The organism is Acinetobacter sp. ANC_7503, from assembly GCF_056780035.1.
In genome coordinates, this window is the sequence record NZ_JBWYJA010000009.1 from 1 (window position 1) to 23,582 (window position 23,582).

16 protein-coding genes are annotated in these 23,582 nt (G+C 37.0%); 7 read left to right on the forward strand and 9 right to left on the reverse strand.

The features are described from left to right. The 4 genes from AC1M9M_RS10370 to AC1M9M_RS10385 all read right to left on the reverse strand — a co-directional run. Positions 1-2,086 (reverse strand): Ig-like domain-containing protein (locus AC1M9M_RS10370; RefSeq protein WP_481596280.1); only part of this gene is annotated, 2,086 nt, incomplete at its 3' end. A 578-nt stretch (positions 2,087-2,664) separates the two neighbouring features. Further along, positions 2,665-4,164 carry a cation:proton antiporter gene (locus tag AC1M9M_RS10375; protein ID WP_179998547.1) on the reverse strand — a complete coding sequence of 500 codons (1,500 nt, stop codon included), beginning with the start codon at positions 4,162-4,164 and terminating at the stop codon, positions 2,665-2,667. 205 nt (positions 4,165-4,369) lie between these two features. After that, positions 4,370-5,269, reverse strand: coding sequence for a KPN_02809 family neutral zinc metallopeptidase (gene ypfJ, locus AC1M9M_RS10380; RefSeq protein WP_481596281.1), 900 nt, complete (start codon positions 5,267-5,269; stop codon positions 4,370-4,372). 55 nt (positions 5,270-5,324) lie between these two features. After that, complete coding sequence (locus AC1M9M_RS10385; protein ID WP_092767024.1) at positions 5,325-6,248, reverse strand: DUF808 domain-containing protein; 924 nt, start codon at positions 6,246-6,248, stop codon at positions 5,325-5,327. Positions 6,249-6,450: 202 nt separating this feature from the next. Between AC1M9M_RS10385 and trpS the strand changes: the two genes are divergently transcribed. The 4 genes from trpS to AC1M9M_RS10405 all read left to right on the forward strand — a co-directional run bounded on the left by trpS (position 6,451) and on the right by AC1M9M_RS10405 (position 11,132). Continuing rightward, the gene (trpS, locus tag AC1M9M_RS10390) at positions 6,451-7,464 is read left to right on the forward strand and encodes a tryptophan--tRNA ligase (protein WP_481588074.1); all 1,014 of its coding nucleotides are present in this window, start codon (positions 6,451-6,453) and stop codon (positions 7,462-7,464) included. 387 nt (positions 7,465-7,851) lie between these two features. Then, positions 7,852-8,490 (forward strand): YqiJ family protein, encoded by a 639-nt coding sequence (locus AC1M9M_RS10395; RefSeq protein ID WP_481593582.1) that lies wholly within the window; start codon positions 7,852-7,854, stop codon positions 8,488-8,490. Positions 8,491-8,508: 18 nt separating this feature from the next. Next, a complete protein-coding gene (locus AC1M9M_RS10400) occupies positions 8,509-10,215 on the forward strand; it encodes a flotillin family protein (protein ID WP_481596282.1) in 1,707 nt (568 codons plus the stop codon). A 179-nt stretch (positions 10,216-10,394) separates the two neighbouring features. Beyond that, positions 10,395-11,132, forward strand: a complete 738-nt coding sequence (locus AC1M9M_RS10405; RefSeq protein WP_481596283.1) for a sulfite exporter TauE/SafE family protein — start codon at positions 10,395-10,397, stop codon at positions 11,130-11,132. Positions 11,133-11,163: 31 nt separating this feature from the next. On the opposite strand, the gene AC1M9M_RS10410 is transcribed toward AC1M9M_RS10405, so the two are convergent. Both AC1M9M_RS10410 and AC1M9M_RS10415 read right to left on the reverse strand, forming a co-directional pair. Beyond that, positions 11,164-11,751: a 1-acyl-sn-glycerol-3-phosphate acyltransferase gene (locus AC1M9M_RS10410; RefSeq protein WP_481596284.1), complete on the reverse strand. Its 588-nt coding sequence runs from the start codon at positions 11,749-11,751 to the stop codon at positions 11,164-11,166. A gap of 194 nt (positions 11,752-11,945) precedes the next feature. Next, positions 11,946-13,547 carry an isocitrate lyase gene (locus AC1M9M_RS10415; protein ID WP_035267987.1) on the reverse strand — a complete coding sequence of 534 codons (1,602 nt, stop codon included), beginning with the start codon at positions 13,545-13,547 and terminating at the stop codon, positions 11,946-11,948. A gap of 680 nt (positions 13,548-14,227) precedes the next feature. On the opposite strand from AC1M9M_RS10415, the gene AC1M9M_RS10420 reads away from it, so the two are divergent. The 3 genes from AC1M9M_RS10420 to AC1M9M_RS10430 all read left to right on the forward strand — a co-directional run bounded on the left by AC1M9M_RS10420 (position 14,228) and on the right by AC1M9M_RS10430 (position 18,360). After that, complete coding sequence (locus AC1M9M_RS10420) at positions 14,228-15,220, forward strand: LysR family transcriptional regulator (protein ID WP_035268043.1); 993 nt, start codon at positions 14,228-14,230, stop codon at positions 15,218-15,220. A gap of 142 nt (positions 15,221-15,362) precedes the next feature. After that, complete coding sequence (paeA, locus tag AC1M9M_RS10425; RefSeq protein ID WP_481596285.1) at positions 15,363-16,685, forward strand: polyamine export protein PaeA; 1,323 nt, start codon at positions 15,363-15,365, stop codon at positions 16,683-16,685. Positions 16,686-17,022: 337 nt separating this feature from the next. After that, a complete protein-coding gene (locus tag AC1M9M_RS10430) occupies positions 17,023-18,360 on the forward strand; it encodes a CitMHS family transporter (protein ID WP_481596286.1) in 1,338 nt (445 codons plus the stop codon). Between the two features lie 58 nt (positions 18,361-18,418). On the opposite strand, the gene AC1M9M_RS10435 is transcribed toward AC1M9M_RS10430, so the two are convergent. From AC1M9M_RS10435 to AC1M9M_RS10445, 3 genes are read right to left on the reverse strand one after another with little or no spacing between them, the layout of a single operon-like run. Further along, a complete protein-coding gene (locus AC1M9M_RS10435; RefSeq protein WP_481596287.1) occupies positions 18,419-19,960 on the reverse strand; it encodes a TolC family protein in 1,542 nt (513 codons plus the stop codon). Beyond that, on the reverse strand, positions 19,957-22,089 hold the full coding sequence (locus tag AC1M9M_RS10440; protein WP_481596288.1) for a peptidase domain-containing ABC transporter: 2,133 nt from the start codon (positions 22,087-22,089) through the stop codon (positions 19,957-19,959). Before AC1M9M_RS10440 ends, AC1M9M_RS10435 begins: the two co-directional genes overlap by 4 nt. A gap of 11 nt (positions 22,090-22,100) precedes the next feature. Then, positions 22,101-23,369 (reverse strand): HlyD family secretion protein, encoded by a 1,269-nt coding sequence (locus tag AC1M9M_RS10445; protein WP_481596289.1) that lies wholly within the window; start codon positions 23,367-23,369, stop codon positions 22,101-22,103. Between the last annotated feature and the right edge of the window lie 213 nt (positions 23,370-23,582).

Here is a 23,582-nt window from a genome sequence, read left to right on the forward strand (position 1 = left end):
GTTCAGTTGTACCTGTGATTTCTGGTGTTGTATCGTTTGTATCCGCAATTGGATCAATCGTTACATCGGTATCAGATGGTGCAGTTGTATCAACTTTAAATGAGCCATTAGATGTCGCTTCACCAACGTTACCAGCTTTATCTTTCGCTTCAGCTTTAACTGTATATTCACCTTCTGGTAGTGCTTCAGTCGGTGTATACGACCAGTTACCTTCTGGATCTACAGTCGCATCACCTGTTGCTACAGGGTTGCCATCTTTGTCTAAGATTTCAACTTTTACTGTTGCGCCTGGTTCAGTCTTACCATTAATTTCAGGAGTTGTATCACTAGTATCTTCTAGAGGATCGATTGTAATTTCCGGATCGATTGTATCAACTTCAACCGTAGTTTTAGCAGGTTGACTTACATTTCCTACCGCATCACGAGCTGAAGCCTCGACACTATATGTACCATCTGGTAACGCTTTAGATGGCTTATATGTCCAGCTACCATCGGCTGCAACATTCACAACTGCAGATTGAACAACCTTGCCAGCCGCATCCTTGATTTCAACACGTACTTGTGTTGCACCATCTTCAGTTTTACCTTTAAAGGTAGGCGCATCAATGTTCGTAAGTGGTAACTCTTCAATCGTTACTTTAGGTGGAGTAATATCCACAGTAAAGCTTGAAGTAGCGACTTTACTATTACCAGCCGCGTCATATGCTGTTGCTTCTAGTTTATAGTCACCTTCAGCTAATGTTACAGGTGATTTAAACTGCCATTTACCGTTGGTCACTGTAGCAGGACCTTCTGCGATAATCTTACCTGAACTATCGCGAATCACTACTTTTACGCTCTCACTATCTTTAGTGGTTCCCGTAAATGTAGGAGTTTGATTTTTAGTTGTAGTCACTGGATTATTCTCCGATTCCGAAAGAGTATTTGCGATTGCAGCGATTGCAAAAGTTGATTGATTCGTTGCTGTATCCCAACCCTCAGGTTCAGGATCAGTAGGGATTGGATCGATGTCTATGTCTGGAGGAGTTAAGTCAACATTGAATTCTTGTTTTTCTTCTTCACCTTTATTTCCTGATTTATCAATAGGCGTTACGATAACTTCGTATTTACCTTCATCCAGGTTTTTCTCAGGTGTATATTCCCATTTACCATCTTTATCAACAGGAACAGTTTCTTTATCAACCACGTTCCCATCTTTATCTTTAATTTCTATTTCAACATTAGATTCTGGCTCACCTTCACCTGATAATTTAGGTGTTTCTGAGTTTGTTTCACCCTTATTTCCAATTTCATCAATAGTGATGTCTGATGGTGGGACAGTATCAAGCGTGATTGTCTTAATCGGTGATTTATCACTTTCTTGACCACTTACAGTTTGTGTGACAGAAAGCTCATAGATACCATCTTTTAAATCTTGATCAGGTGTAAAACTCCAATCACCATTAGACAATGCAACCGTCTCACCAATTAGTTCATCGCCATTATAGATTTTGATGATTGCACCAGGTTGAGCTCCAGAACCTTTGATTTCTGGACGAGCATCATTTGTTACACCACCATCAGCAACTTCACCGATATGCTCTGGTACATCATCAATGACGATTGGTGCATTTAATAATGCATTTGGCTTTGGCTGAGGGTTAGGCGTAGGATTAGAGTCAGAACCATTATCTGCGACTGCCGCAATTGCACCAGCTGCACCAGCACCAATTAACCAAGGGAGAATACCACCGATAAAATCATCGGAATAAAGAAGAGGTTCGATTTCTTCGATTGGGTAATACAGAATTGTTTCTGCAATTGAGCCATCTTCATTGGTAAATTTAACCCAATAAAGTTGACCACTTTCATCTTGGAATACGAGGCTGTTATCAGCAAATGAAGGATTGAAATAGTTTTCAATCACAATCACTTCACCATTACGCAAATTGATTAGAGCATTATTATTATCACGAGTGATTGAAGCTACATCATCTTTAGATACTTGAACGACAACTACAGAGTTTTCGTTAAGCCCCACTTGACTAGAGTTGACATTCTCTAATACCTGATGACTCTCTTTAGATATTATGGAGATATTAGCCATGGTAAATTCTCACTTATAAATTTTATTTTTATCGATCTTTCTACATCTAAGATACAAAAAAGATAGACACTATTATCTATAAGTGAGATTTATATCACATTTTTAAGATTTAATGCGAATAGATTTTGCGTCTTTTATCAGCTTTTTGTAACCGCTCATCCACAATAAAAATATATCTTTTATTTACAAACACTTATGACATAAGAATTAATATTTTTACTTACTTTTAGGATATTTCAGGTCACCAAATTTCAAAGGCTTACTTATCATAATTTCTGCTATATTTAGCTTAACTACATACGGTAACTTGCTCACCTAACATTTTAATGTTAGTAAACTAGTATACTTTTCATTTTATAGTGAAAATTAATACTTACTTTTTAGTAAGTTAAGAAATAAAATTTGCTTTAAATATGATGTAATTTTCACATTTTAATTTTATATTTCATCGATAAAATTCTGCGTAACTGAATAAAATATTTAAACAATATCACTGTTATCTTCTGCATTGATCATGCTTAATTCATAAAAAAAAAAAGCAAGCACTATCATGCTTGCTTCAATTAAATATAATTTTTTTAGAAATTTTCTGGATTTTCTAACTTCTTCACCTCTTCAGCTTTAGCGGGATGATGGACGATTGCCACACCATCATCAGAAGTCCGATCTAAAATCACTTCAGGATTATAAATCGTAATAATCTCATTACCTTTACTATCTTCACCAACAATATATTTAAATCCTTTACGATTAAGCTTATTACATAATCGCTGATATATTCCCTTTAAGCCCTCTTTTTCCTCATTAGGGTTGTAATAGAAAGCATTCATGACTGCTGGCAAACCTAAACCACATACTACGCCCGATAATAAAACAACAATAAAAGTATAACCAATCAAGATACTACTGTATTGCCTTAACTCTGGGACATTAGCAACCGCAAGAATTAGAGCCAATGAAATCCCCCCTCTTACTCCCCCCCATGATAAAATTGCTAGGCTACCGTTATAGCTTTTCTTACGAAACGATGGGAAAAATGCAAAAGCCAGAAAGTTCGCAGCAAAACGTGAAATATGTAAAATAACAAATGCGATAATACCGCCAAGTATCATGCTGGCATTAAGATCAAGAATAAACAGCTCTAAACCAATTAAAGTAAATAAAAAAGAATTAATGATACCTTCAACTGTATGCCAAAAGTGATTTACTTCTTGGATTTCACGATTTTGTAAAATTTCTTTCCATTTATTACCAACAATAAGTCCACCAATCACACATGCGATTGGTGCTGATGCATGAGCAAATAAAGCAACCAAATATGAACCACAAGCCAGTAAAGCTGTCGTTAGGATTAATGATTCCATTTCATGCTTCCCGCGAAGCAATCGTAAAATCCCCCAACCAAATACTAAACCAATAATTACAGCTACCACAATTTCATAAAGGAGTGTTTGTAGTGTCAGCAACAGACTAAAATGCTCGCCTTCAAGCACATTCAACAATGTCATAAATACAGCGATACACATTGCATCATTGAACAGTGATTCACCCTCCAATTTCACCATTAAATGATGTGGTGCACGTACAGAACTGAGTACCCCTTTGATTCCGATTGGATCTGTAGCCCCTAAAGCAGAACCGAGTAATAAAAGTACGAGTATTGGTACAGGGTTACCAATCAAATATTGAAATCCAAATAATAATCCACCAAACAATGCTGCACACAAAACCAAAGCAATAGTGGCAAGAATACTAATTGGCTTCCAATACACTTTTAGATCAGACACTTTAAATTTCAATGCCGACGATGTAAGAATGAAGCAAATAACACCATTTACGAGAAAATCATAAAAATCAATATGACGGACTGCTTCTTCAATATTTGCCAAATTAATGGTGATAAAACGATTATCCCCTAATAAATTGGCAGCCCATTGCAGAATAAAGACAAAAATTGCTGAAACAATTGGCACCCCTATCGCTTGGGGAAAACCTAGAATTCGTTTATTGAATATGGTTGTGGCAATTGAGAGGGCAAAAACCACTGTAAATACTTGGAGAAAAAAAAAGTTGCCCATTTTGCACTCTATGATATGTTTTATTTAAATGAGATCATTTAAATTTTAAATGAAAAAACTATAGCCATTTATTTATTTTATATAAAGAATGTTTACTCGCAATCCCTTTTTTTTTAAAGATGTGTAGCCTTCCTAATAAATTATTCCATTAGCAGGCTACATGTATTAACTTTGCAAAAAAATCAATCGATTCTGCTTGGTAGATTTAGATTGAGGTATTGAATGTATCACATTGGTTCACATCACCTGTTTTCATGCCACGATCGAACCAATACATTCTTTGTTGGCTTGTGCCGTGGGTAAAGCTATCAGGAACCACATGTCCTCTAGCCTTTTTCTGAAGATAATCATCACCAATCTTATGCGCCGCATCCATTGCCTCTTCAACATCACCTTGCTCCAAGAATTGAGTTCGTTGATGTGTATCTTTTGCCCACACACCAGCTAGACAATCAGCTTGCAATTCCAAACGGACTGATAATTGGTTCCCTTGAGCTTCAGTAGCTCGTTGTCTAGCTTGTTGGACTTGAGTTGAAATACCTAAAAGATTTTGAATATGATGTCCGACTTCATGCGCAATCACATAAGCTTGTGCAAAGTCACCAGCAGCATTTTGTGTAGATAATTCTGATTGATTTCGTTCACCCGATATACCCATTTGCTGACGCATATCTTTAAAAAAATCAGTATCAATATAGATTTTTTGGTCTGCAGGACAATAAAATGGCCCCATCGCTGACTGAGCTGTACCACAGCCTGAATTGACTACACCACTAAACATCACAAGTTTCGGTGCTTGGTATTGCATTCCCTGTTTTTGAAAAATGGTGGTCCATGTATCTTCAGTATCAGCGAGTACCGTACCAACAAATGCCGCTGTTTCTTGTTGCTCGGGTGTTGGGTTTTCAATCCCTATCGCTTGGTGTTGATTATTAGAAGTCACTTGTTTAGTTGCCTGATAGGCTTGTTGTGGATCAACCCCAAAAAATTTCCAAGCAACAAATGCAACAACTAAACCGAGAATACTAATTCCACCAGCTTTAGCCCCACCGCCTCCACGGCGATCTTCTAAATTACTACTTACTCTCCGGCCTTTCCAACGCATAATCTCAGCCCTTTTTAATCATATAACTTCATATAATACGTTATTTCATCAAACTCTAAACTTTTCTAGCGTTCCATAGTTTTTGTATTCCTGAAACAACGACCAAAACGATAAGTCCTGCAATAAAACCTATGACAAAGTTTAAGAGCGTCGGGGTTAAAGCACCGATGATACTGCCTACATTTGGAATATGTTCAATATAATCGACTGAATCTTCAGTAAAATGATGAAATAATGGGATGGTATGATTAATAATACCACCCCCAACCAAGAACATCGCGATTGTTCCGACAATGGTTAGTGTCTTCATAAGTTTAGGCGCAAAAGCAAGTAAGCCCTGACCAATTCTCTGTTTCAATGTAGACGTTTGTTTGACGAGATAAAATCCCAAATCATCAATTTTAACAATCATAGCAACTAAACCATAAACACCAATCGTCATTAAAATTGCGATGACTGACAAGACTGCAACCTTTATTCCAAAAGTAGCTGCTGCAACTGTACCCAATGAAATCACGATAATTTCAGCAGATAAAATAAAGTCTGTTCGTATCGCGCCTTTGATTTTATCTTTCTCAAAAGTTGCTAGATCTACATTTAAGTTTTCGAGTTCTTTTTCGGCCTGTTCAGATGTTTTAGCTTTTTTATGGTGTAATGAGTGAATTACTTTTTCTACACCTTCATAACATAAAAATAATCCACCTAACATCAATAAAGGATTTATAAGCCAAGGTGCAATCACACTAATTAATAATGCTAATGGAACCAAAATTAATTTATTAACAAATGAGCCTTTTGCAACAGACCAAACGACAGGCAATTCACGGTCGGCTTTCACACCACTAACTTGTTGAGCATTGAGTGCTAAGTCATCACCCAATACACCGGCCGTTTTTTTTGCAGCCATTTTACTCATCAGCGCAACATCATCAAGAATGGTGGCTATATCATCTAATAGCACCAATAAACTATTTGCCATTATTGTTATCCTTCTTTGTTTTTTGGAATTTTATTCTTCTATTTCAATTTATTCTGTATCAACATTATTAAAAGTATCTCAAATAAGGTGTTTTTAATTCGATTCTTTCGATGCTTTATGCTGACATAAAAAAAAATAATGCCGTACAATATTGCGAAATTTTAAAAATTCAGCCCTAGTGTTGATGACTTTGGTATAGAAAATGAGTAATCAAGATAATCGCCCTGTTATTTTGACAGGTGACCGTCCAACTGGACAACTTCATTTAGGCCACTTTGTCGGTTCTTTACGTTCACGAGTAGGTTTGCAAGATTCCCATCACCAACATCTATTATTGGCTGATGCACAAGCTTTTACAGACAATGCTGATAACTTCGAAAAAGTTAGACGTAATATTATTGAAGTTGCAACTGACTATCTCGCTGTTGGGATCGACCCGACAAAAACAACAATTTGCGTTCAATCAAGCTTGCCAGCTTTGAATGAACTGACCATGCTTTATTTAAACTTTGTCACAGTTTCAAGACTAGAACGAAATCCTACGATTAAGTCTGAAATACAAATGCGTGGGTTCGAGCGTGACATCCCAGCTGGATTCTTATGCTATCCAGTTGCTCAAGCAGCTGATATCACTGCTTTTAAAGCATCGATTGTGCCCGTGGGTGAAGACCAAATTCCAATGATTGAACAAACAAATGAAATTGTTCGTCGTTTAAATCGTCAGATTGGTCAAGAGCTTTTGCCAGAATGTAAGGCACTGCTATCGAATGTTGGTCGATTACCAGGATTTGATGGTAAAGCTAAAATGTCTAAATCATTGGGCAATACAATTGTTTTAGATGCTTCTGATAAAGACATTAAAAAAGCGGTAAATGCTATGTATACAGATCCTAATCATCTTCGTATTGAAGATCCAGGTCAGGTGGAAGGTAATGTTGTATTTACTTATTTAGATGCTTTCGATCCAAAACCAGAAGAAGTAGCAGAGCTTAAAGATCACTATCGTCGTGGTGGTTTAGGTGATGGTACAGTCAAAAAACGCCTTGAAGGTGTTCTAAAAGAGTTGATCACGCCTATTCGTGAACGTCGTATGGAGCTTGCTAAGGATCCTGATTATATTATGGATATCTTAAAAACTGGTACTGACAAATGTCGTGATATTACACAAGCAACATTAGATGAAGTTAAAGCTGGATTAGGTGTTTTTAAATTTTAATCCCTAAAAAATAAGCACACTTAAAGCCGCATCACATTGCGGCTTTTTTTATGGCTATTAATTAGCCTATTTAAAATTAACCTTCAATCAAACTTATTAACGTAATCTTACACGTTTTAACCCGACTACCAATGAGTTGCTAAATGAAATTGAATATCATTTAATTACTGTTATGAATACCCCCAAAATTCATAACATTTCTCCTTAACCGAAACTGTGTAAGCAGATTCGTTGTTCTGCGCAGTGATCACCCCAATCACTGCGTATTTTTTTATGTTGAATCCATTCAAAATGAAATCAATATTATATAATTGATAATTACGTCACTTTATTTTATTATTTTGATTAAAATTTGATAAAAATTCTAATATCTATAAGAGACTACCCATGTGGGACATGTTTATAAATCCGTCGAACCTATTCTTCAGTATTAGTATCTGCTTGATGTTTTTTATAGGCATTCTTGAAGTCTTTCTATTAATAACAGGTCTCAGTAGTCAAGGATTTTTAGAGCAATTTCTACCTAGTTCATTAGATTCTTCTCCTGAAATGATCGTTGACCATCAATCTAGTATTTGGATTCAATTTTTAGATTGGCTTTATCTTGGACGTATTCCTGTATTAATTTGGCTGATCATCTTTCTCACGACCTTTTCAATTGTTGGCTTCTTAGCCCAATCTATCATCCATCATGTATTTGGATCATTTTTAACAGTCTGGCTCATTACTCCACTGGTACTTGTGGTCTGTATGCCATTCGTACGGCTATTCTCAAGATGGATAGTAAAGATCATCCCTAAAGATGAAACCACAGCAATTCATAGCGACGATTTAATTGGACTTCGAGCAGAAATCATTTTAGGCACTGCTCGACTGCACTATCCTGCGCAAGCAAAACTCAAAGATCGCTTTGGTAAAACACATTACATTTTAGTCGAACCTGAAGCTGACGAAATATTCGTACAAGGTCAGCAAGTCTTACTTACACAACGTAGTCTCAAAGGCTTTCAAGCAATTTCACAATAAATCAACTTAGAGAAAAAAATGTTTAGTTCAAGTTTTTATCAAATTATTATAATTGCAGGACTTATTCTCATTGCACTGGTTGTCATCGGAACCATTATTGCACGACTATATAAACGCTCTAGCAAGGAAGTTTCATTTGTCAGAACTGGATTTGGTGGGGAAAAAGTTATACTAGGAGGTGGTGCAATTGTACTTCCTGTTTTACATGAAGTCATTCCTGTCAATATGAATACCCTTCGCTTAGAAGTTAAACGTGCAGCTGATCAAGCCTTGATTACGCGTGATCGAATGCGTGTAGATGTGATGGCTGAGTTCTATGTTCGTGTTAAGCCAACAGCTGAATCGATTGCTACCGCAGCACAAACTTTGGGTCAAAAAACCATGTCACCAAATGAATTAAAAGATTTGGTTGAAGGTAAATTTGTAGATTCCCTGCGTGCAGTAGCAGCAGAAATGGCTATGGAAGAGTTACATGAAAAACGTGTCGACTTCGTTCAGAAAGTTCAACAAGTAGTTTCAGAAGATCTGTTCAAAAATGGTTTAGAACTCGAAACTGTATCTTTAACAGGACTTGATCAGACCAGCTTTAAATTTTTTAACCCACAAAATGCATTTGATGCAGAAGGTTTAACAAAATTAACAGAAACTATTGAAGATCGACGAAAAAAACGTAACGATATTGAACAAGATGCTGACTTAGCCATTAAAGCGAAAAATTTAGAGGCTGAACAAGCACGCCTTCAAATCCTGCGTGAAGAAGAATACGCAAAGATGCAACAAGAGCGTGAAATTTCGATTCGAAAAGCTGAACAACTTGCTGAAATTGCAACGCAAGAAGCTGCCAAAAAGCGTGAGGCAGAAGAAGCCCAAATCGCTGCAGAACGTGAAATTGAATTAAAACGTATTTCAGCTGCACGTGATGTCGAAAATCAAAATATTCAAAAAGCACAAATTATTGAACAAGCGCAAGTAGAACAAAAGAAAACCATTGAACTTGCGGAACAAGATCGCGCAATCGCGATTGCCGAGAAATCTCGTGCTGAATCTGAAGCCAAAGCACTTGCTGACCAAGCTCGTGCGCAAGCAGTGAAAGCTGAGGAAGAAGTTGTGACTGTTCGTGAAACACAGCGAGCTGAGCGTATTAAAGCGGTTGAACTTGTTGCTGCAAAACAGGCTGCAGAAACTGATGCTATTTCAATTACTGTGGCTGCCGAGGCATCAAAACAAGCTGCTGTAGATGAGGCTGAAGCTGTTCGTACTGCGGCTGAAGCAGAAGCTGAAAAAGTCCGCTTGAAAGCTAAAGGTGAAGCTGATGCTAAAATTCTTTTGGCTCAAGCTTTAGAAAAACAATACCAAGTCGATGCTGAAGGGACACGCGCAGTCAATGAAGCAAATAATATCTTGTCGAGCGAACAAGTTGAGATGCAAATTCGTTTGGCACTTTTGAAGTATTTGCCTGAAATCATCCGTGAAAGTGTTAAACCAATGGAAAATATTGATGATATCAAGATATTACAAGTGAATGGTCTTGGTGGCATTACTGGCGCCACAACTTCAGCTGATCAATCAGATCAATCACAATCCGTTGCACTTTCAGATCAAGTGGTGAATAGCGCACTTAGATATCGTTCACAAGCCCCTCTTATTGACAGCTTAATGAGTGAACTCGGTATTCAGGGTGGAGACATCAACGGTCTAACACAAAACCTAAAACCTAAAACCTAAAACCAATTAATGATAAAAGCCCTGATTTTCAGGGCTTTTATTCACTTTACTGCTAGCTATTGCTGTTCTTATTATTTTTAAGATAACAAATATTATTTTAGGATTGATCAGTTTTCCCTACCCGACGATCTCATGCATTTTTCTTTTACTCCTGCTTCAGCAATTGATGCAGTCACCTTATGACGTTATGTATCTTTATTCTAGGCGCAATTTTTGCTGGATTTATTCAAGGTCTCACAGGTTTTGCCTTCGCTCTTATTGCGATGTCTTTTTGGGTATGGATTCTACCGCCTCAGATCACCGCCCCCTTGGTCGTTTGTGCATCATTATGGTGTCATATCATTTCAATGTATAAAGAACCAAGAACCTTTATAAAGCCTTCTATCGTTTGGGTCTATATTATCGCTGGCTTAATTGGAGTACCTTTGGGTACTTTTTTGCTCCATTATATCAATGCAGACACGTTCAAATTACTACTTGGGATATTTTTATTAATTTGGTGTCCACTCATGTTCTTTAATCCGCAACTACATTGCTTAAAAGATACAGGACTCAAGATGGACGGCTTGATTGGTTTTTTGGGTGGAATTTTAGGTGGGCTCGGTGGATTCTGTGGTGCAATTCCCTCGGCTTGGGTGATGCTTAAACAACTTCCTAAACATGAGCAACGCAACATTCTTCGACATTTTAATTTTGCCATTCAACTGTTTACTTTGCTTATCTATTTATTTAACCAGACCATTAACGTAAATCACTTGTCCTATTTGTGGATTTTGATCTTCACGGTCAGCCTACCAGCGATCATTGGAGCAAAAATTTTTTATCAAATATCTGGGCAAAAATTTAAGTCGATTGTCTTAACTTTATTGTTTTTTTCAGGCTTTATTTTAACCTTAAACGCAATTTTCTTGTATTAAAAAAGGCAGATTGTTCTGCCTTCTCCATATATTAACTGTTGTGTGAATATCGTTGGTCAACACTAAATTTTTCGGGGAATTTAGCTGAAATCTTTGAATAAAATTCCATAATTTCTGCCATATCCACTTCTATATCTCCAGTAGGATAAATAATTTTACCTACACCACATTTTTTTTGACTGTAATCCATATATGCTAAAGCGATTGGGACATTCGCTGTAATTGCCACATGGTAAAAACCCGTTTTCCATTTTTCTTGTTTTGACCTTGTTCCCTCGGGCGTCACCAACATAACCAATTTTGGATGATCTTTAAAAAGATCTGCCATTAATTGCACCATGCTTGGTCTTTCCTCTCCCTCTTTCTTTGGTCGGCGATTAATTCCGATCCCTCCCATAGCTCGGACAAAAGGACCAAATGGAAACTTCATATAGCTGTCTTTAATTGTAATTCTGACATTTACACCTAAAGCTTTGAGCGCTAATCGCGCGTATAAAGCATCCCAGTTACTGGTATGTGGTGCAGCAATCATGACACATTGATGTAAATCTAAGGGCCAATGGTTATCAATTTCCCAACCTAACGCATTTAAACTCTGTTCAGCAAATCTTTCAAACATATAAATATACAAATGTAAATTTTCGGAATTGTAACAGCTTTGGCATTACTTTTATTCAAAATATCTATTAGGTTTTACTATTACTGTTTTTCTATCTGTACATCAATTAAATTGGCTCATGTATTTAGTTAAATCATTGCATTAATAATAAAAAAACCCTGCTTACGCAGGGTTTTTTTGAATCAGTTCAGTGCTTATGCAGAGAATTGGTTCATTGTATTTTTCGCATCGTCACCCGCTTTAAGCGCGTTGTCGCCAGCGAAGATTTCTTTATGGTCATCACCGATGTCTGAACCAGCCATTGCTTGGTGTTTAACACAAGCGATACCGCCACGGATTTCTTTACGTTGTACACCAGCAACATAAGCCAACATACCTTCAGAACCGAAGTAACCTTCTGCAAGCTCATGTGTAGAAAGCGCAGCAGTGTGGTAAGTAGGAAGTGTAATCAAGTGATGGAATACACCTGCTTCACGAGAAGCATCAGCTTGGAACGTACGGATCTTCGCATCAGCATCAGCAGCTAATTCAGTATTGTCATACTCAGCGCTCATTAACTTAGCACGGTCGTAAGCAGATACGTCTTTACCTTCAGCAACCCAACGGTCGTAAGCTTGTTGACGGAAGTTTAACGTCCAGTTGAATGATGGTGAGTTGTTATAAACAAGTTTTGCATTTGGCACAACTTCACGTACACGGTTCACCATGTGAGCGATTTCTTCAACGTTTGGCGTTGCAGTTTCGATCCAAAGAAGGTCAGCACCGTTCTGTAAGCTTGTTACACAGTCAAGTACAACACGGTCAATTTGAGTACCTTCACGGAATTGATATAGACCAGAAGCTAAACGCTTAGGACGGTGTAATTTACCATCACGTTTGATTAAGATTTCGTCTTCTTGCGCTTCTGATATATCAATTTCAGTAGTGTCTAAGTAGCTGATGTATTGAGAAGCGATATCGCCTGGCTCTTTAACCACTGGGATTTTTTGAGTCAAGTCAGCGCCTTCAGAGTCAGTACGTGCAACGATGATACCGTCGTCAAGACCCATTTCTAAGAATGCATAGCGGAGTGCATGGATTTTCGCAATGAAGTCTTCGTGTGGAACAGTTACTTTACCTGCTTGGTGACCACATTGTTTCGCGTCAGAAACTTGGTTTTCGATTTGAAGTGCACATGCACCCGCTTCGATCATTTTCTTCGCAAGTAAGTAAGTTGCTTCTTCGTTACCGAAACCAGCGTCGATGTCGGCAATAATTGGCACAACGTGAGTTTGGAAGTTGTCGATTTGTGAAGTGATTTCAGCAGCTTTAGCAGTGTCACCCGCTTCTTGCGCTTTTTTAAGTGCACGGAATAAGTCGTTTAATTCTTTTGCGTCTGCTTGACGTAAGAATGTGTAGATTTCTTCGATCAATGCAGGAACTGAAGTTTTTTCGTGCATAGATTGGTCAGGAAGTGGACCAAACTCAGAACGAAGTGCAGCAACCATCCAACCAGAAAGGTAGATGTAACGGCGTTCAGTAGTACCGAAGTATTTTTTGTTCGCAATCATTTTTTGTTGTGCGATGAAACCATGCCAGCAACCCAAAGATTGAGTATATTTGCTAGAATCAGCATCATAAGCAGCCATATCACGACGCATAATCGCAGCTGTGTATTTCGCAATATCTAAACCAGTTTTGAAACGGTTTTGAAGTTGCATACGTGCAGCATCTTCAGGACTGATGTCTGCCCAAGTGTTGCCGAATTTTGCTTTTAATTCGCGGATTGCATCAATCGCTGTTTGGTATGTAGTCATGATATTTTACCCTGTATATAATTTTAGGATTTATCAATCGAAGGACTAAATCTACTCGGTATTAATTGTTCAGATTTAGAGCGCTTCGTTGCTATAGACTTAGCTTAGATTGACTCTAGAAATTAATCCAATATTTTCGTTTAATTCTCAGTATTTATTTAAAAAATATGTAGATTAAAGTCGTAATATAAATGAAATACCATTCTATAAATTATTGATTTTAATTAAATTTATAAAATGAGCATTTGTACACTTTTAACACAATTTGAGTAATTCTTATTCATTAGACTTAAGTATCAAGCTCACAATTACGTTTAATTTTTCTTCAAACATCTTTAGATATTAACCTTCAATTGACTTTTCTGACAGAGCATCGTTATTAAACTGTTAGTTTTAAATGAATATTTTTTAAACTGTGAACCATATTGATGGAATTACCAATAAAGCATTTAAATTGAGATAAACCTAAAAACAATTTAGAACATAGCATGGTAATTTCAAAAACAACTAAAGCCCTATTTCTAAATAAATGTATAGGGTCTGTCTTATGACAAAAAAGACGTAAATTTGATGAATATATGTTAAATTCTGCTGAAAAAATCAGCATAAAAACACACAAACCTAAGCGCTTGTGGCATAATTCCCCACGATTTCAAAAATTTATTTTCGGTATTTTTTTTATGAATCTTGAGCGGGTTGATCTCAATCTCTTAATTTACTTAGATGTTCTTTTGCGAGAGAAGAATGTTACACGTGCAGCAGAACAATTAGGTGTTACTCAGCCTGCAATGAGTAATATTTTACGTCGTCTTCGTAACTTATTTAATGATCCGCTTTTAATTCGCTCTTCTGAAGGAATGACTCCTACGGAAAGGGCTTTAGAACTACAGCCTCGTATTCGTGATGCTCTTTCTGATCTATCTATGATCTTAGAACCACGAACAGAATTTAGACCTTATACGTCAAATCGTGTTTTCCGCATCATGACTTCAGATTATGCTGAAGCTACACTTGTGCCTCGCTTAGTTAAGGCTCTGCGTTCAGAAGCACCAAATGTTGTTTTAGATTTTCTAACACCGAGTGATGTATCTTATCGTGATATGGAACAAGGTAAAGTTGATCTTGCCATCAACCGTTTCAACGAAATTCCACAAAGTTTTCATCAGGTTCTGGTGTGGCGTGACAGCTTTTCATGCTTACTGAATAATAAGCATCCTGCCGTAAATAATTTGAATCTTAAAAGTTATCTAGATGCGCAACATATCTGGGTTTCTAAAACTGGGATGGGTGTAGGATTTGGTGTTAACCCAGAGAAACAAGCCGGTTTAGGTTGGATTGATCAAGCTTTAGAGCGTATTGGTCAAAAACGCAAAATTTCGGTATTTACACGTCATTATCAAATGCCAGGTTTATTAGCGTCTAATGTCGATCTCATTGCGACATTACCGACGAAAATCGCTCGCCTACAAGCTAAAAGTCAAAACTTGATGCTCAAAGACCCTCCATTTTACATTCCTGAATTTGAACTCAAAATGGCGTGGTGCCCTCTATTACATCATCATCCTGCTCATCGTTGGTTACGTCAGTTGATTTTATATGTTGCTCGTCAAATGACTGAGGAAGAAAATCGTGAATTTCTTTCAAATAACAATACCCACTTCTCACAATTTTGATTGAGTAGAGCTGATTTAAATCAATACTTTAAAATTTTTTACTCAATAACTATGATATTGAGGTAGTGTAAAAATTCACTACCTCTATGTTTTTTTGTGATAAAACTTTCCTCATAAATAATTTAAAAACAAAGGTGTTCGTGTGAGCCTCTTTCAGAATTTCGTGATCATTATGATTTTGATTGCTGGAGCTGGATTCTTATCATTAAGTGAAATCGCACTTGCAGGATCACGTAAAGTGAAACTGAAAATTTTGGCTGAGTCTGGTGATGATCGTGCACAAAAAGTGCTTACGCTTCAAGAGAATTCAGCTGATTTCTTTGCTGCCTCGCAAATCGGCTTAAATGCTATTGCAATTTTGGGGGGGATTTTAGGTGAAGCTGCATTTAGACCTTATTTTGTGATTTTGGTCGATCGTTTCTATGATGGTCCTTGGTCACAATCAATTGGTTTTGCATTGTCATTTACTTTAGTGACATCACTGTTTATTTTATTTGCTGATCTTATGCCTAAACGATTGGCAATGATTGCACCTGAAAAAATCGCTGTCTCTTTAATTAATCCTATTCAGGTATTCATTACTGTTTGTCGTCCATTAGCTTGGTTTATCAATGCAATTGCCAACCTATTATTCCGTTTATTCAAAGTAAATACTACTCGTGATGATAATATCACCTTTGATGATATTTCTGCGGTAATGGATGCAGGGGCACAAGCAGGTGTCTTACAAAAACAAGAACATCACTTTATTGAAAATGTATTTGAGCTTGAAGAGCGAAATGTTCCTTCGAGTATGACTACACGTGAAAACGTAGTTTTCTTTACCATCAATGAATCAGAAGAAAGTATTCGTCAAAAACTGGCTGAATTTCCCTATTCAAAATATTTAGTCTGCAATGAAAATATTGATCAAGTGATTGGCTATGTTGATGCTAAAGATATCTTGATTCGTATTTTAAATAATCAAAAATTTAATCAGTTGAATGAATCCACTATCCGTAATGTATTAACGATTCCAGATACACTTACACTATCAGAATTACTTGATCGCTTCAGATCTAGTAAAGAAAAGTTTGCCGTAGTCATCAATGAATATGCCTTGGTGGTTGGTGTTATTACCCTATCTGATATTATGATTACCGTGATGGGTGACTGGGTTACGCCAACGGATGAAGATCTTCAAATTATCAAGCGAGATGATCATTCTTGGCTGATTGAAGGCAGTACACCTATTGAAGATGTCAAGCATGCATTAGAAATTGATGAAATGCCTGATGATGAAAACTATGAAACTTTAGCTGGGTTTATGATGTTTAAACTTCGTAAGATTCCACGTCCTGCTGATAGTGTAGTATTTAATGGTTATAAATTCGAGGTGGTCGATGTTGACCATTTTAAAATTGACCAACTACTCGTGACCAGATTACTTGATGAAAAAGCACAATTAGAATCAACTGTTGAATAAGACACTATCCACCACTCAGGTGGATTTTTTTATTCAGTTTATCTAATTAAACTTGAGACTTTTCACCTTCAAAAATTATTAAAATTAGAATTTATACTCAATTTTTATTACAACTATCACACTTAAAAATTATGTTTAATGTCTCCAATCACAAAATATAAATTTTAAACTTATGAATTTTAACTACTATTTTTTATAAAAATTATGGTTATTTTAATATTTTCTAAACAATATTTAGTTTAATCATAAATTTCTCTAAGATGGTCGGCGTTTTCGAAGATAACAAATACTGTAATAGAAACAATATTGATTAAAACGCTAATCTAAGGATAGATCCATGTTGACCTTGCTTGGTTTGGGCATGATTTTGTGCTTTATGTACCTCATTATGTCTAGACGTATGACTCCCCTCGTCGCACTCACGCTTATTCCCGTTCTTTTTGCGCTAATTGCATATGGATTAGGTTTTTTTGTGGATAGTTTGAACCATATTCAACTTAATGAACTTGGTGAAATGATGTTAGATGGTGTTAAAAAGTTAGCACCTACCGGCGTCATGCTGCTATTTGCTATCTTGTATTTTGCCATCATGATTGATACAGGTTTATTCGATCCATCAGTGAAATTTATTCTCAGATTGGTAAAAGGTGATCCCCTCAAAGTAGTATTAGGTACGATTACCTTAACATTGATCGTGTCTTTAGATGGTGATGGCTCTACCACTTATATGATCTGTGTTGCTGCCATGTTACCGCTTTACAAGCGATTAGGCATGAGCCCTTTAATTATGGCCTGTCTCATGATGTTAGCCAGTGGAATCATGAATTTAACGCCATGGGGTGGACCTACTGCACGTGCGGCAAGTGCACTCCATGTAGATCCTAGCGATGTGTTTGTTCCTATGATTTTACCGATGCTGTTCGCCATTGGTTGGTTGTACTTTTTAGGAACCATGTATGGCCGAATGGAGCGAAAAAGATTAGGCATCATGGAATTGGATATTAGCCATGGCGACAATATTCAAATTTCATCAAACCCAGAGGCAAATCGAGCGCATTTGAGATGGTTCAATGGATTATTAACTCTTGCACTGATGGCCAGCCTAGTCATGGGTATTTTGCCTATGCCTATTTTATTTATGATTGCATTGTGTATTGCTTTAGTCGTGAACTATCGTGATATTGATATGCAAAAAAGCTTAGTCGCTCATCATGCTGGTAGTGCTTTAAATGTCGTTGGTATTATTTTTGCCGCTGGTATTTTTACAGGTTTACTCACTGGCACGGGTATGGTCGATGCCATGTCAAAAGAGTTAGTATCGATTATTCCAGATAGTATGGGTCCATATTTGGCACCAATCACAGCCGTTTTAAGCATGCCTTTAACGTTCTTTATGTCAAATGATGCTTTTTACTATGGTGTTCTGCCCATCTTATCTGAAGCTGCAGCACATTATGGCATCTCTCCTGTGGAAATGGCTCGTGCATCGATTGTTGGTCAACCCGTTCATCTGCTCTCACCCTTAGTTCCATCTACCTTTTTACTCTGCGGGCTTGCTGGGATTGAGTTTGGTCAACACCAAAAATTTACCATTAAATGGGCGATTATTACGTGCTTAGTGATGCTTGCAAGTGGATTAATATTTGGGATGTTCCCATTCTATTCTGCTATTTAATCGTATCTCGAGTTTCGGAGTGATTTTTTGATCACTCCAATCTCTTATTTATAAAGACTTATTGAGCTTGAGTCTCATTCCAAATATTCAAATTTCCCATGTTAGATAGAAGTTGATACCTCACCACTAAAAACTCTGTCAACAAGGTGGAATAATTCATTTTTGCTTCACTCAACACATTCTGAGCATTAAGCACTTCTAGTAAATTTCCTACACCCGCTTTATAACGTCCTTGAGCGACTTCATAGGCTTCTGAAGCACTTTGATTCAATATCGTTAGCGCCTTAATATTGTCATGAATTGCATTTAGCTCATTATAGTTTTTCCAGATTTCAGCATTAATTTCAAGCTTCAATCTCTCTTGCTCTAATAGCTTTAATTTTAAGTTTTCTTGAGCAACGACAATTTGATTTTTTCGATTATAACCATCAAACAATGGGAAATTAACTTGCACACCCGCTTGTAGAGATTGGCGATCACTTCCATAGCTGTCACTCGTTTGTTTTTGCTGATCATAAATGCCGTTAAAACTAATAGATGGATATCTAGACCGCTGTATTGCCTTAATTTTATTTTCAGCTGCGAGTGAATCATACTGTGCAGCTTTAAACTTTGGATGCATTTTTTCAGCATCCTGAATGAGCATTTCAATCGGTTTAAGATCTAGCTCTTTTGGAATTTTTAACTGATTATTAATTTTGAAATTTTGGTATGTAGGCTCACCCATTAATGATGCTAAAAGTCCTTTTGCTATTTTTAAATCACCTAAAAATTTAGTTTGATCTGACTTTGCTTTCGCCAAATTTGCGGACATTTGTAATGCATCTGATTTGATACCAACACCCGCACGATATCGAGCATTTGCAATTTCATAGTTTTTTTCTGCAAATACAACCAACTCAGTAATATTGTTTAACTTTAACTCAGCCTGAATAATTTGATAATAAGTCGAAATCGTTTTGATGATCATATTTTGCAAAGCAACATCATGCTGTGCCAAAGACATCGCTAATAATTTTTCGGCTTCTTCTGCTTGGTAAAATCGACTACCAAAATCATAAAGTAGCCAATTGGCTCTTATTCCAAGTCCGTAACGGCGTAAGTCAGTGTCATAACTCAAAATAGGACGATCTTTTACTTGATTATCATCACGTGACCAATCGTAATTCAAGGTGCTATTCACTTGAGGATAATAATTTGCTTTGGAGATTTTAAGCTGAGCAGCTTGAATACGCGTTTGTACCCAAGCACTTTTAGTCTCAGGATTACGACAAACTGCACGTTCAATGGCATCAAGGAGCTCTATCTGCTGTTCATTCTTGAGATTATTTTGAGATAAACAATGTTGAGGTTGACTTAACATTTTCTGATTTTGAAGATCAAGTGACACACTTTGATTGAGTTGTTGTTCTATTTGCTTACGTTTTGTCTCATTCTCACGGGCTTTATGCTGAGCCGTGAGCTCATCAAACCATAAAGTCTCGCGCTGTTTTTTTAGATTTGGAGTCAGTTTTGACAACCAACTCTCTGCATAAGCCAACGAACTATGTCCGAATAGCGACTCAGCAACAACAATGAAAGCGATGTATGGAATTTTCATTTAGGTTGCAAATCCTTGGTCAACATATCACGGACAATCACGCCATCTTGTAAAGCGATAATCCGCTCAGCAGATGAAATCGTTTCTGGACGGTGTGCAATAATCAATTTGGTAATATTCAAATGCTTGAGATTTGCATTGACCTCTTGTTCTTTTAATACGTCTAAACTACTGGTCGCCTCATCCATAAATAAAATCTTTGGTTTTTTATAGATAGCACGAGCCAATAAAATTCGTTGTTTCTGTCCTCCTGACAACATATTACCAATATCCCCCACTAAGGTTTGATATCCCATTGGCATACGGCTAATGTCATCATGAATTGCGGCATATGCTGCACATTGTTGTACCCATTGCATATCTGGATTTGAATCAAAAAAGCAAATGTTTTCTGCGATTGAACCAGCAAATAGAATGTCATCTTGTAACACTGTCGCGACTTGATCTCGCACAGCGTTTAATCCTAATTGTTCAAAGTCACGCCCCATGATTTTGACTTCACCTTCATTCTGTTTAAATACGCCTAACAGAACATGTAGCAGTGTGGTCTTACCGCAACCTGTTGCCCCGACAATGGCGACAGATTGATTTTGGGGAATCTTAAAACTAATCCCCTTGAGTACATAAGGGTCATTTTCTGAATATTTAAAGTGCAGATTTTCGACTTCAATTGCATTCTCAACCTGATCTACATTTGTGATTTCAGCATCACCGTATAATTTTTCTTGTTCTGTTAACACAATATCGGATAAACGCTCTACATCAATTTGAAGCATTTTAACTTCGATAAACTTATCGATTAGTCCTGCAACCCGACTATCAAATTGGCCTTTATACGCCATAAATGCCATCAGCACACCAACTGTAAAATTACCCTCCAATACCAATGTGGCACCTAACCAAATAATTAGAATGTTCTGAATCCCAAATAAGACTCCATTCGCCAATGAGAATCCCAACCCCAGCTTTTGGGTGGTTAATCCGGCATTCACTTGATTGACCATAAGATTTAACCAAGTCGAACGGCGAACATCTTGTCGCTGGAACAGTTTTATGGTTTTTGCCCCACGCACGGTTTCCATAAAATGGCTGCTTTGCTTCGCTGCATGAATAATTTGCGCTTCAGTCGCTCGCTTCAAAGGTGCATACCAAATCCATCGGATTAAGGCGTATAAGCCCATGGTAAAAATTGCAATCCAAGCTAACTTCGGACTGTATACAAACATTAAAATCAACGTAAATACTGTCATTAATCCATCAAGAATCGCAGCTAAGAACGTTGTGGTGAGCGTGGTTTGAATGTTCCCAATTGATCCAAATCGCGAAACAATGTCACCGAGTGATCGTCTTTCAAAATAAGAGACAGGAACATTAATCATGTGATTAAAGACGTTGGCTTGCCACTGCACACTTAAATGTGTGCTCATATACATCATGATCCAAGAACGAAGTAGCCCGATAAACTGCTGAAGTAACATTAACATGCCAAAGCCAATAGCCAGTATCGTTAAGAGATCCCGATCTGCAGATACGATCACATGGTCGATCACCCATTGCATAAAGAATGGGCTAATTAATGAAAAAACTTCTAAGGCTAAAGCCAAGATCAAAATTTGCCCGAGAGATTTCCATAAACCACGAACATGACCAATTAGACCTTTAAGCTGAATCTGATTTTTATCTTCTTTTTTTTCAAATTCAGTATCTGGCCAAAGCTCTAATGCAACACCCGTAAAATGTTCAGATACCTCATTGAGTGTCAGTACACGTTTACCAAATGCTGGATCTAAAATCGTGACTTTATTGGCACTGACTTCTTGCAACACCACAAAGTGGTTGAAATCCCAATGTAAAATACATGGGGTTTTAAGCTGATCTAAATCTTCTAAATCCAGCTTTAATGGGCGTGTTACCATTTTCAACTGATTACTAATTTTGATCAGCTGATTGAGATTTGAACCCTTTTGAGAAACTGAAAAACGACGTCTTAACGTTAATAAATCAGACTCATAGCCAAAATAATGCGCAATCATCGCAATACATGCTAATCCACACTCGGTTGCTTCCGTCTGTAAAATGGTTGGAATTTTCCGTCCAAATCCAAGAGAAATTTTGTCTATTATCTGCATGTTATTTCTTCTTATATCTTGCCCGTGATGCTATATAACGGTTCGAGTACCCATTCATATAGTTTTCTTTTTTCTTGCATGATATCTGCATCAAAGGCCATACCTACTTTAAGAGGCTTACTTTCACCATAGGCTTTTACAAACTGTTGTTCTAATTTGACTTTGACTAAATACACAGGTTCACTTTGGTTAAGTGTTACACCATGACTTAACTCGCCTAAATTGGTCAGTTCTTGTGGGTTCATCGTCGTCGCTGAGATTGAATGAATCACACCTTCACCTTGACCAAATTTTTGGTAAGGATAGGCTTGAAAACGAAGTTTTACGGTTTGACCAGTCCGTATAAATCCAATTGCTGAACTGGGTACAAAAATGTGTGCTTCTAAGTAAGAAGGCGTTGGAACAATATTCATGACAGGAATATTAGGAGAAATAAACTGACCAACCTCTGCATTAATCGATGCTATTTTTCCTGTCGCATTGGCTTGTAATAGCAAACTATCCCGCGCTTTATTTTCTAAAAACTCTTGCTGATTCGAAGCTAATTGACGATCGACCAAAGTCAGCTCACTTTCCAACTTCGATGCTAGTCCTTGCTGAGCCAATAATTTATTTTCTAATTCAGCTTGTTTAGTATTTTTTTCTCGCTCATAGCTCTGTAAAGCAACTTTTAGGCTGATATAGTTATCTTGCTTCAGTTGATATTCTTCAATCGAAATATATTCTTTATCTTTTAAATCTCGATAACGATGTGCATTTTCTTGTGCAAGGGCTAGACGTTGGCTTTGCTCGGCAATTAAGCCATCTAATTTTATTAAATCTAAACGTATAGATTGAATTTCTGCATTTAATTGTTGAACACTATTTAAATGTAAGTCTTTTAGTTTATTTTTTTCAGTATCTAAACTTTGTTTTTTTAACTCAATTTGTTGTTGTACAGACTCATTATAGTTACCTGTACTATTATAACGCGTCATTTTTAATGCAATTAATGGTGTCCCTTTCTCCACTAACTGACCTTCTTTGACGAATTTTTCACTGACTGTGCCGCCTTCAGCACTATAAACTCGGATTAAACCCGTATTAGGAATCAATAATCCTTTAACACTCGTCCTCTTCGTGTAGCTTCCAAAAAAAATAAAACTCACTAATAAAACAGTGAAAGTGGCGACAACAATCGTAAGTACCGTAAATGAAAATGGTCGAATCAAAATGACTTCACCAATCCACTTTGACTTTTGTGCATCAATCGCTTTGTCTCTAAACAGCTTATTTGTCATATATATTTGTAATTAATTTTTCAAGTACGGGTTTTTATATTGAATTTTCATCAAGTTGACTACATTTCAACAGCGTGCATAAAAGAGACAAACACAAACCAAAAGTTTTCAATAAAATAGTCATAATCTGTGTTGTCTCCTGTTCTATCCCACACTTCGCTCACCTAAATCTGCTTTGAATAAACTCAGTTGGATACTGATTTCAATAGATTA